Consider the following 11107-nt stretch of genomic DNA (forward strand, 5'->3'; position numbering starts at 1 on the left):
ATAGAATGAGAATTTTAATTGATGATTTATTACAGTTTTCAAGAACCAATAAAACCGAAAAGGTTTTTGAAGTGACCGATTTAAATTTATTACTAGAAAATGCTAAGCAAGAATTGGCACAAAACATAGAAGACAAAAATGCTACAATAGAAAGTAATGTTTTGCCTTATCTGAATGTCATTCCGTTTCAAGTGCAACAATTGTTTACAAACCTCATTGGAAATTCTATAAAATATAGTAAAGAAAATGTTGCTCCAATAATAAAAATAAGCAGTTCAATGGTAGTTGCTCAAAATGATGTGTTATTACCAAGAAATAAAAATAAATTTCATAAAATTACAATTAAAGACAACGGAATTGGTTTTAACCAAGAATATGCAGACAGGATTTTTGTGCTTTTTAGTCGACTACACAACAAAAATGAATATACTGGAACCGGAATTGGTTTGGCAATTTGTAAAAAAATTGTAGAAAACCACAAAGGATACATTTTTGCAAAAGGTCAAATAAATGAAGGTGCAACTTTTACAGTTTACCTTCCAATTACATAAAAACTAAAATGTCTAAATTAAAATTATTTTTAGAAGTTTTAAAAGACACATACAATGGTTTTTTTGAACAAAAGATACTAAAACTAAGTGCTTCATTGGCCTACACAACAGTGTTTTCTATGGCGCCATTGTTATTAGTTGTTTTATACTTGTGCGATATTTTCTTTGGTAGAGAAGCAATAGAAGGCGTTATTTTTTCTCAAACTAATAATTTTATAGGTTATAGTGCGGCAAATCAATTGCAAACTATGATAAAAGGTTTAAATATTTACAACGAAAGTAAACTTGCTGGAGTTTTTGGCATTGCAACTTTACTAATTGGAGCAACATCTGTATTTGCAGAAATTCAAGATTCTATAAATACTATTTGGGGAATTAGACCAAATGAAAAATCGGGTTTTTGGTTGTATATAAAATCTAGATTGATGTCTTTTGGAGTAATAGGAAGTTTAGGATTTATATTATTAGTTTCTTTAGGGTTTTCTACATTATTAGATTTAGCAACAACGAAACTATTGTCAGAATATTCTAATATTGGAGTTTACATTATTTATAGTGCAAATATTATTATTACTAGTTTAGTAATTACTTTGCTATTTGGTTCAATTTTTGCCATTTTACCAGATGTGAAAATTTCTTGGAAACAGGTGAGAGTTGCATCATTTACTACAGCACTTTTATTCATGTTAGGAAAATTTTTAATTTCATTTTACATTTCTAAATCAAATATATCATCAATGTATGGCACAGCTGGATCATTTGTAATATTGATGGTTTGGGTTTATTATTCGTCTGTAATATTGTATTTTGGAGCTGAGTTTTCAAAATGTTATGCTGTAAAATTTGCCTCACCAATAAAACCATTAGAATTTGCAGAAATTGTTCAAAAAGTTGAAATAACATCAAGTAAAGAAACTATTCAAAAAGCCGATAAAGAAATTAAAGTTATAAAAAAAGCCGATAAAATTGAAATAAAAACTATTACAAATAACGAAGAAAAAAAATAATTTTTATTAGCTATAATTCTCAAAACTCTCTTTAAAAAAAGAGAGTTTTTTTTATGTAAAAATATTTTAAATAATATTCAGCACTTAAAATACAATTTAAAAGTTGTTTAAAATAGTGAGTTTTTTATTTAAATTATCTGTTTTTCTTTAAATAAAAATCATCAATATACATTACTATTTTAAAACATTTAGATAAAATTATATAACATGTCAAGTAAATTAAATTGAGAACTTAGTACCATAATAAAGATACAATCAGCAAACATGTGAATTATATAACATTAAACGAATGAAATGTAAAACATAAAAATAAATGAAATGTAGATTTGTAAAAAAAAATCAAAATGATATTTGATTTTAAGTTTTACAAAACATGAACAACACAATTAGCAAACAAAAATTAAAAAAAATAACTTAAAATTTTTATATCATGCAAAATTTATTATACACCATAGCAGTAATATTGATTATTCTATGGGCATTGGGTTTCTTTGTTTATAGTGCAGGAAATATTATTCATGTTTTATTAGTCATTGCAGTAATAGCAATACTTTTAAGATTAATTAAAGGAAGAAGCGTTTAACGATTAAATATTAAAAAAATGAAAAGCAGTAAATTATTATTAGGAGTAATTGGTGGTGTAGCTGTTGGAACAGTTTTAGGAATTTTATTCGCGCCAGCAAAAGGTAGTGAAACAAGAAAAAACATAACCAATAAAGGTTCTGGTTTTAAAGAGACTTTTAAAGAAACTGCAACAAAAATTGCTAATACGATTTCTGAAACCTCAAATGGTTTTAAAAAAGAAGCAAAAGAACTTGCATCTGATGGAGAAGCAAATCTTGAAAATATTAAAGATATCAAAAAGTCTTCTGTAGTTTAAAACAAACAAATTATGGACTCATTTGCAACAAACAAAGACATTCTTTTTGAAAAAATTGAAAATTATGCAAATACAAGTATTGATTTAATAAAGCTAAATGCAATTGAAAAATCGGCAGATGTATTTTCATCATTAACACAACTAATAGTGATGTTTAGTGTTATTGCAATGTTTACACTATTTGTGAATATAGGAATTAGTCTATACATCGGAAAAATACTTGGTGTTACATACTTAGGATTTCTAATAGTTTCTTCATTTTATCTCTTGCTTGCAGTACTAATTTATTGTTTTAGAAAACAATTTATTAAAATTCCAATAAGCAATATGATAATAACTAAGCTTTTAAATAAAATTAATTTAGACAAGGTTTTAGATACAAATAATTGAAAGTAAGAGTATGAAAACATTAACTCCAACAAAAAAGCTTAACGGTGCAATTGCAATTTTAGAGATTAGACAATCAAGAGAATTTCATGAATTAAAATCACAATTTGACACTTTAATTGAAAGCGCTAAACCTATAAATATTATTAAAAATACTGTAGAAGATTTTACTTCTACTCCAAATATAACGTTAAAAATTGCTAAATCATTAACAAGTTTAGCCACAGGTTATGTTTCTAGAAGATTATTAATAGGAAATTCTTCAAATATTTTTAAAAAATTAACTGGATATGCTTTGCAATATGTTGTAACCAATTTTATATCCAAAAAAAATATATTAAAATATACACCATGAAGAGTTTATTTAACTTAAAATCAATTTTTGTTATTTGCATTTTATTTACAATAATATCAGCTAACGCTCAAGAAAAAAAAAATTATGACCAAGGATTTCGATTAGGATTTGGAATTAGCGGTGGTTTGCCACTTGATGATCCTTATGATTTTAATCTTGGCGCAGATGTTAGAGTTCAATATGATTTATCTAAACAATATTCTTTAACTTTTACAACAGGTTTTAGCAATATGTTTGTTTCTGGCAAAAATAATGATTTAGGATATATTCCTGCAAAAGCTGGTTTTAAAGCATTTGTTTTAAAAGATAAATTATATTTAATGGGAGAAGTTGGTGCTGCATTTGCTATTACTAATGGTTATAATAAAACTTCATTATTAATAAGTCCAGTTATTGGATATGCAACCGACATTATTGATATTAGTTTAAGATATGAGCATTATAATGATTTTCCAGTACTTGAAAGCAACAATACAATTGGTGAAGGTTTAGATCAAATATCATTACGAATAGCATACGGATTTAAAATATAAGAAAAATAATAAACATAATGAATAATTTAATTAAGATAGTAACATTTTTCTCTATTCTTATATCATTAACATCTTGCAAATCTGAAAGAGAAATAAGGGTCGAAGTATTGACAACAGATTACGTGAAATTTGTTGATTCTGTAGCAAATATTACTACGCAAGATGTTTCTAATAATTGGAGTCAAATTGAAAAATACTTTTATAAAAAATTGAAAGAATTAAATTTTGAAGCTGATTTATTAGAAAATGATTATTCATTTGATGCAAGAATAAATGCTGCAACAGCTAAGTATGAAAATTTAAAAAAATCATTAATAAAGAAAAAAGTAATTATTGATAAAGAAAATGAGGATGAACCAACTAATTTAGATAAAGAAAATTATAAAATAAAATATAGAAATCAGCAAAGTGATAATTTTGAAAAAGAAGATTTAGAAAGTGCTAAATCGGTTAGTCAATAGATATTAAAAATTAGTTTAAGGTTAGTTTTTGTTTAAGTTGGGAAAAAAGAGCAAAATTCTTAAATTTTGCTCTTTTTATTTTATTAAAAAACTTCGCTTTCTTTAAGTTTTTCCATATTGTTAACCAATTGAAGTTCGTCAATTAGTTTCTGAATTTTTCCATTCATTACGCCATCCATGTCAAAAATATCCATACCAATTCTGTGGTCGGTAACTCTACCTTGAGCATAATTATAGGTTCTAATTTTGGCAGATCTATCACCGCTACTTACTTGAGAAGTACGTTTTGTAGCATCTTCGGCTTCTTTTTTAGCCAATTCTTGCTCGTATAATCTTGAACGTAAAACCGTTAATGCTTTGTCTTTATTTTTATGTTGCGATTTTTGATCTTGACATTGCGCTACCAAACCAGATGGAATGTGTGTTAATCTCACAGCCGATTTTGTAGTATTTACAGATTGTCCACCAGGACCAGATGAACAGAAAAAACCTACACGAACATCGTTCATATCTATTTGAATATCAAATTCTTCTGCTTCTGGCAAAACCATAACAGTTGCCGCCGATGTGTGAACTCTACCTTGCGTTTCTGTTTGTGGAACACGTTGTACACGATGAACACCAGCTTCAAATTTTAAAGTTCCATAAACATCTTCACCAGAAACTTCAAAAATTACTTCCTTAAATCCGCCAGATGTTCCTTCGTTCATATCTACAACCGAAGTTCTCCATCCGCGACCTTCGCAATATTTAGTGTACATTCTAAATAAATCTCCAGCAAATATTGATGCTTCATCTCCACCAGTTCCGGCACGAAGTTCAATCATAACATTTTTAGCATCTTCTGGATCTTTCGGAATCAACATAAATTTAATTTCATCTTCAAGTTCTGGCAATCTATCTTTGGCTTCGTCAAGTTGCATTTTAGCCATTTCTACCATTTCAGCATCGCTTCCATCGGCTAAAATTTCGTTGGCTTCTTTAATGTTTGCATCAAGAGTTATATATTCTTCGCGCTTTTCCATTAGACCTTTCAGTCCTTTATATTCTTGGTTTAATTGAACATAACGTTTTTGATCGGCTATAATATCTGGTTGAATAATCAAATCAGATATTTCGTCGAAACGTTGTTTTACATATTGAAGTCTGTCTAACATTGTATTTTTTATTTCGAGTGCAAATTTAGTGAAAAGTATTTAGTGTTTTCTATTGTTAAGAAAAATTTAAACACAAATTACACGAATTAGCACTAATTTTTCTTTACAATTATTTCACGAATTAGATAAAACTAGAGTTTTCTCTTTAAATTTTATTATTTTTACATTTCAAAATCAAATGTTATGAATTCAAAAACTTTTAATTTTTTAGGTGTACTGATACTTTTTATTAGTTTTTCTTGTAAAAAAATTGAAACTGAAAAAGTTGAAAATTATTCGAAACTTGAAAAAGCAAAATATCTTATTGGAAATTGGGAAAACCTAACACCAGATGCTAATTTTAAAGAAATTTGGAAAAAAGAAAACGATAGTACTTTTACAGCTTCAAGTTTTATTACTGTAAAAAAAGACACTGTTTTTTATGAAAATATTATTTTGGAACAAAAGCACGATTCATTGGTTTATATTGTTTCTATAAAAGGAGAAAACAAAGACAAAGCAGTTTCGTTTTATTTAACCTCTGATACACATGATGAATTGGTTTTTGAAAATCCGAAACACGATTATCCAACAAAAATTGTTTATAAGAAAGTTTCCAATGATAGTTTGGTTGCAACAATTTACGGAATGAAAGATGGAAAAGCAGACGAAGAAGCGTATCCTATGAAAAGAACAAATAATTAATCATGAATAATTTCAGAATTATTATAGCAGTTTTATCAATTATTGTACTTCAATCGTGTAATAAATATGACGCTAATGGAAGATTAATAAAAGAATATGAAGAATTGGACAAAGCCAAATTCTTGCTTGGAGATTGGGAAAAAACAGACAGTATAGGCACATTGATAGAAAATTGGAAAACCGAAAATGATAGTACATTTTTGGGCAAATCATTTTTTGTAATTAATAAAGATACTATTCGTAGAGAAAGTATAGAAATGATGCAAGACAAAGAACATCTTCTATATACATCAACAATTATTGGCGAAAATAATGATGAACCAATTCCTTATCAAATGACACAAAGTACTGATAGTTTATTGGTTTTTGAAAACCCAAAATATGATTATCCTAAAAAAATTACATATAAACTTACAGGTGAAAAACGAATTACAGCAACTATTTCTGGAATATTGAAAGGTAAAAATTCATCAGAAAGTTATCAATTGGCTAAGATTAAGTAAACTATTAAAAAAATTATTCTAAAACTTGTCATCATAGGCAAGTTTTTTTTTGCTCTATTTTTCTAAAAATCAAACACATAAAAACAAACAATACATATTTATCTTTATTTATTCTAAATAAGCTTTGAAATTTAAAAATCGCGTTTTATATTTGCATCGTTATTTTTAATTATTCCAAATAAATGAAAAATTTAGTTGTTTTATTAGCCATTTTAAATTTTAGCTTTAGCTTTTCACAAGAAATCTTATTAGAAAATCAAGAAGATTTTTATGTAGAAAATGATACCGTAAAAAAGAAAAAAAGAATACTATTAAATGAAGTTGTCATTGACAGAAACTCAAAAAACTACTCTGTTGAAGTTGGAAAAAGCAAAATAAAACCTTTAGATTTACCACAAGCAACAGCAATTATTCAAAACGAAACGTTAGAACAACAACAAATTTTAAGAATATCTGATGTTTTAAAAAATACAAATGGCGTTTATGTTTCTGGTGCAAGTAGTGCATCTGGTAACAATCAAGAAGAATTTGGTTCTAGAGGATTTACCTTTAGCGGAAGCAATACTTTTAAAAATGGTATTCGTTTTAATGGTTCACTAATTCCAGAAACTAGCTCATTAGAAACTGTAGAAGTTCTAAAAGGAAGTACTGCTTTATTGTTTGGTAATGTTGGTCCAGGTGGAATATTGAATTTAGTTACCAAAAAACCAAAATTCAATTCTGGTGGAGAAATTAGTTTTAGAGCTTCCGAATTTGATTTTTACAAACCAACAATTGATGTTTATGGAAGAATAAACAATTCACAATCAACTGCATTTAGAGTTGTAACAAGTTATGAAAAAGGAAATAGTTTTAGAAATTCTGTTTCAAGTAAACGTATTTATTTCAATCCATCGTTACTATTTAATTTGTCTAAAAAAACGTCACTTCTTATTGAAGCTGATTATTTAAAAGATTCTAGAACTCCAGATTTTGGACTAACGACTATAGATTATAAAATTGTTGAATTGCCAAGAAATTCTTTTTTAGGTTTTGATTGGGGAAAATTTGATTCGAATCAGCAAAGTTTAACCACTACAATTTCACATCAATTATCTGAAAAATGGCAACTTAAAGGAATTTATTCCTATCAAGATTATGAGACAAATTTACTTTCAAGTTTGCGACCAAATGCTACAAATTTAGTTCAACCCAATGGCGATTGGACAAGAGGAGTTCAAAAAAATGATGCAAAACAAGAGTATTCTATTGCCGAAATTGATCTTACTGGAACTTTTAAAACAGGAGAAATAACTCATAATTTTCTTTTAGGAACAGATGCTGACAGAAGTTTTACAAATACTTTGGCTTTCAAAAACATAACTTATTATGACAAAATAAATATTTATAATCCAACTCTAGTTATTGAGAAAAACACAATTTATGCAACGACAATCATTCCAGAAATGGAAAAGAATACCAATGTTGATGCAACGATTAAAAGAGCTGGAATTTATTTTCAAGATATGATAGAACTAACCTCTAAATTCAAAGTTTTGGCTGGTTTACGTTACAGTTATTTAGAAAACACTACCAACACTTTAACGTTTTCTACTATTGTAAATGCAGAAACCAAAACTAATAATAATGTAATTTCCTCTAGATTAGGATTGGTTTTTCAACCTACAAAAAACAATTCAATTTTTGCAAGTTATTCTGATTCGTTTGTATTGAATACAGGAACTGACAAAGATTTTAATGCCTTGCCAACGTCAACGATTAATCAATATGAAGTTGGTTTTAAAAACGATTTTTTAAAACATAAACTTTCATTAAACATAACTGGATATTTAATTGATTACAGTAATTTGGCTCAAACAGATTTCTCAAATGGCAATGTAAATACTACCATAAAAGAATTGGCTGGAGCATACAGAAGTGAAGGAATTGAAGTTGATATTGCAGGAAAATATAAAAATTTCAATATTCTTGCAGGTTATAGTTTTAACGAAACAAAGTATACCAAAAGTAATATTTATGACAAAGGAACTGCTTTGAGATTTACACCGAAACATACTGCAAATGCAAGTGTTTTCTATGCTTTTGATCAAAAATTAAAAGGATTAGAATTGGGAATAATGTCTAATTATGTAGGTAACATTTTTGGTGGAAGATTGAAACCAAACAATGCATCAACACCAGCAGAATTGGCACGCAAACCAATTCCGGTTGATGGGTTTTTACAATTTGATGCTTCTATTGGATATACCTTAAAATCGTTAACATTACGCGCAAAAATTAGTAATTTAGCCAACGCTTTGAGTTACTATGTTTATGATGATAACACAGTTACGCCAATTGCACCAAGAATGTTATCGACAACTTTAACTTATAAATTTTAACCAAAAATGAAGTCATTAAAAGCTAGAAATTTGCATAGAGATTTAGGATATTTTTACATTGGATTAATAATTTCGTTTGCCATTTCGGGAATTTTAATGAATCATAGAGACAGCTGGCATGCCGAAAAATATACTATAAAAACCAAAAAAGTTCAAGTTAATTTACCAGCAGAAGATAAAATTACAGAAGATTTTGCTAAAGATTTAGGCAAGCAATTAGCCATAGAAGACAAATTTAGAAGATTTAAAATTGAAGATGGAAAACTTAGAATTTCGTTTGAAAAAAATGATGTTGACTTAGATTTAAAATCTGGAAAAGGCGAAATTGTTTCGTATATAAAAACTCCAATTATTAGTTCTATGATGAAATTGCATAAAAACACAAGCAATTGGTGGATTTATTATGGAGATATTTTCGGGTTTTCGTTAATTACCATTGCAATTACTGGCACATTGATGATTCCTGCAGGAAAGTTTAGTTTTAAAAAACGAGGTTGGAAACTGGCTTTGGCTGGAATTATTTTTCCTTTGGTGGTTTTATTGTTTGTTTAGGATGGTTTTTTCTTTCTTAAAATGTATTTGTTTTAGTATATTTGGGATTGATAAATACGCTTGTAAATTTTATTGCGTGTATTTATGAGTTAGCAAACAGTTTGTGAAAACTCGGACGAATTCAATAACTCAATGCAACAAATTTTTAAATTAAAATACTTATGGAAAACTTAAATGAATTTATAGAAATTAATCTAAATTTATTATATAAAGCCGATGATAATAAAATGTATTCAACTGATTTTTTAAATATTAATGGAGATAGATTAACTGCAAAATATCTTGGTTTAGAATACCAAGTAGAATTAGAAGATGAAGGTTTAATTAGAACTAATGAAACTTTATGCAAAATTACCCCAAAGGGTTTTGAAATTGCAAAAAATGGAGGTTGGAAAAAATATTTAGCAGAAGAAAATATAGCTAATGAAATAGCTAATGAGCAAAAATTAATTAAAGACAAATTAGAACTTGATTTGGCAAAATCGAATTTAGAAGCAAATAAGTTAAATAAAAAGATAGCAAAACAAAACGAAAAGAATGAAAAGAATAATAAAATTGCTACATGGGTTAATATTGGGATAGGTTTAATAAATATTGGGCTATTATTATGGCAAATATTGAAAGGTAAATAGTTTAAAATTTGCAATTCAAGAATAAAACCGATTTGCTAACACAGGTTTTATGCTATTGCTGCGCTTGGGCTTTTTTGGACGCTTGGTCTCTTATCTTTTTTCTTTTAATCATGTTTTTTCTTTCAAAGTTTTCGGTATATTTGCTTTGGTCTGTGAAAAAAAACAGCAACAGACATAAAGCATGGGAACGTTGGCAGTAATTATTTTACGAATCGAGTTAACTAGAACTTTTTTTGATTAAATTTGTAAAATGGAAATTATTGATAACAATATAGAAGATTTGAAAAGACTTTGTACAATGTTCAACGTAGAAAAAATGTATCTATTTGGATCAGCATTAAATTCAACCTTCAATAAAAAAAGTGATCTTGATTTATTGGTTAAATTCAAAGAAATTGAATTATCTGAATATTTTGACAATTACATAAACTTTAAAGAGAAACTAGAATCCTTATTTGGACGTGAAGTAGATTTACTTGAAGAACAAACCTTGAGAAATCCAATCTTAATAAAATCAATTAACAAATCAAAAGAATTGGTTTATGGATGAAAGAATTCTAAAATGGTTATTTGATATAAAAATTTCTATTGATGAAATTGACGATTTTTTCAAAAAAGAAGAAAAGGATTTTTTCAAATACAAAGCAAACCTAATGCTTAAAAGAGCAGTAGAAAGAAATCTTGAAATTATTGGAGAAGCTGTTAATCGCATTATAACATGTGATAGTTCTTTTAATGAAAACATAACTAATGCTAAAGCAATTATTGGCTTAAGAAATCAGGTAATTCATGCTTACGACAATATATCGGATGAAAATATATGGTCAATTTTAATAAACCATCTTCCGAAGTTAAAAATCGAGATTGAAAATTTAATTAATCAAGAATAATAACTACTGCCAACAGCCGTTTGCGTCAATGGCGTGGCTTGGGATTTATTTGGACGCTTGGTCTCTTATCTTTTTTTGTTTCAATCATATTTTTTTTTTAAAAGTTTTCGGTATATTTGTTTACGTCAGTGTGT

The 11107-nt window shown here is 27.5% G+C and carries 16 protein-coding genes; 15 read left to right on the top strand and 1 reads right to left on the bottom strand.

Annotated elements, in window-relative coordinates:
* The 8 genes from ACH2BO_RS02075 to ACH2BO_RS02110 all read left to right on the top strand — a co-directional run.
* On the top strand, positions 1 to 551 hold a 551-nt coding region (locus ACH2BO_RS02075; RefSeq protein ID WP_395043104.1), incomplete at its 5' end, for an ATP-binding protein.
* A gap of 8 nt (positions 552 to 559) precedes the next feature.
* Complete coding sequence (locus ACH2BO_RS02080; RefSeq protein ID WP_395043105.1) at positions 560 to 1558, top strand: YihY/virulence factor BrkB family protein; 999 nt, start codon at positions 560 to 562, stop codon at positions 1556 to 1558.
* A 430-nt stretch (positions 1559 to 1988) separates the two neighbouring features.
* Positions 1989 to 2141, top strand: a complete 153-nt coding sequence (locus tag ACH2BO_RS02085; RefSeq protein ID WP_395043106.1) for a lmo0937 family membrane protein — start codon at positions 1989 to 1991, stop codon at positions 2139 to 2141.
* A gap of 18 nt (positions 2142 to 2159) precedes the next feature.
* Positions 2160 to 2438: a YtxH domain-containing protein gene (locus tag ACH2BO_RS02090; protein ID WP_395043107.1), complete on the top strand. Its 279-nt coding sequence runs from the start codon at positions 2160 to 2162 to the stop codon at positions 2436 to 2438.
* 12 nt (positions 2439 to 2450) lie between these two features.
* Positions 2451 to 2828, top strand: a complete 378-nt coding sequence (locus ACH2BO_RS02095; protein WP_395043108.1) for a hypothetical protein — start codon at positions 2451 to 2453, stop codon at positions 2826 to 2828.
* 10 nt (positions 2829 to 2838) lie between these two features.
* Entirely contained in the window at positions 2839 to 3180 is a 342-nt protein-coding gene (locus tag ACH2BO_RS02100) for a hypothetical protein (RefSeq protein WP_395043109.1), read from the top strand.
* Positions 3177 to 3713: a hypothetical protein gene (locus tag ACH2BO_RS02105; protein ID WP_395043110.1), complete on the top strand. Its 537-nt coding sequence runs from the start codon at positions 3177 to 3179 to the stop codon at positions 3711 to 3713. The genes ACH2BO_RS02100 and ACH2BO_RS02105 overlap by 4 nt, the downstream gene beginning before the upstream one ends.
* 17 nt (positions 3714 to 3730) lie before the next feature.
* Positions 3731 to 4174, top strand: a complete 444-nt coding sequence (locus ACH2BO_RS02110) for a hypothetical protein (RefSeq protein ID WP_395043111.1) — start codon at positions 3731 to 3733, stop codon at positions 4172 to 4174.
* Between the two features lie 83 nt (positions 4175 to 4257).
* Here ACH2BO_RS02110 and prfA read toward each other — a convergent pair whose 3' ends face one another.
* Positions 4258 to 5331 (bottom strand): peptide chain release factor 1, encoded by a 1074-nt coding sequence (gene prfA / locus ACH2BO_RS02115; RefSeq protein ID WP_395043112.1) that lies wholly within the window; start codon positions 5329 to 5331, stop codon positions 4258 to 4260.
* Between the two features lie 183 nt (positions 5332 to 5514).
* Here prfA and ACH2BO_RS02120 point away from each other — a divergent pair, with 183 nt between their 5' ends.
* From ACH2BO_RS02120 to ACH2BO_RS02150, 7 genes are all read left to right on the top strand, one after another.
* On the top strand, positions 5515 to 6015 hold the full coding sequence (locus ACH2BO_RS02120; protein WP_395043113.1) for a DUF6265 family protein: 501 nt from the start codon (positions 5515 to 5517) through the stop codon (positions 6013 to 6015).
* A 2-nt stretch (positions 6016 to 6017) separates the two neighbouring features.
* Positions 6018 to 6518: a DUF6265 family protein gene (locus ACH2BO_RS02125; RefSeq protein ID WP_395043114.1), complete on the top strand. Its 501-nt coding sequence runs from the start codon at positions 6018 to 6020 to the stop codon at positions 6516 to 6518.
* A gap of 182 nt (positions 6519 to 6700) precedes the next feature.
* Entirely contained in the window at positions 6701 to 8899 is a 2199-nt protein-coding gene (locus ACH2BO_RS02130; RefSeq protein WP_395043115.1) for a TonB-dependent siderophore receptor, read from the top strand.
* A 6-nt stretch (positions 8900 to 8905) separates the two neighbouring features.
* Positions 8906 to 9451 carry a PepSY-associated TM helix domain-containing protein gene (locus ACH2BO_RS02135; RefSeq protein WP_395043116.1) on the top strand — a complete coding sequence of 182 codons (546 nt, stop codon included), beginning with the start codon at positions 8906 to 8908 and terminating at the stop codon, positions 9449 to 9451.
* Positions 9452 to 9612: 161 nt separating this feature from the next.
* Positions 9613 to 10083: a hypothetical protein gene (locus tag ACH2BO_RS02140; RefSeq protein WP_395043117.1), complete on the top strand. Its 471-nt coding sequence runs from the start codon at positions 9613 to 9615 to the stop codon at positions 10081 to 10083.
* Between the two features lie 250 nt (positions 10084 to 10333).
* The gene (locus ACH2BO_RS02145) at positions 10334 to 10633 is read left to right on the top strand and encodes a nucleotidyltransferase family protein (RefSeq protein WP_395043118.1); all 300 of its coding nucleotides are present in this window, start codon (positions 10334 to 10336) and stop codon (positions 10631 to 10633) included.
* Positions 10626 to 10973: a DUF86 domain-containing protein gene (locus ACH2BO_RS02150; RefSeq protein WP_395043119.1), complete on the top strand. Its 348-nt coding sequence runs from the start codon at positions 10626 to 10628 to the stop codon at positions 10971 to 10973. The genes ACH2BO_RS02145 and ACH2BO_RS02150 overlap by 8 nt, the downstream gene beginning before the upstream one ends.
* The last annotated feature ends 134 nt before the right edge of the window (positions 10974 to 11107 follow it).

Source organism: Flavobacterium sp. (assembly GCF_043773265.1).
GTDB lineage: Bacteria > Bacteroidota > Bacteroidia > Flavobacteriales > Flavobacteriaceae > Flavobacterium.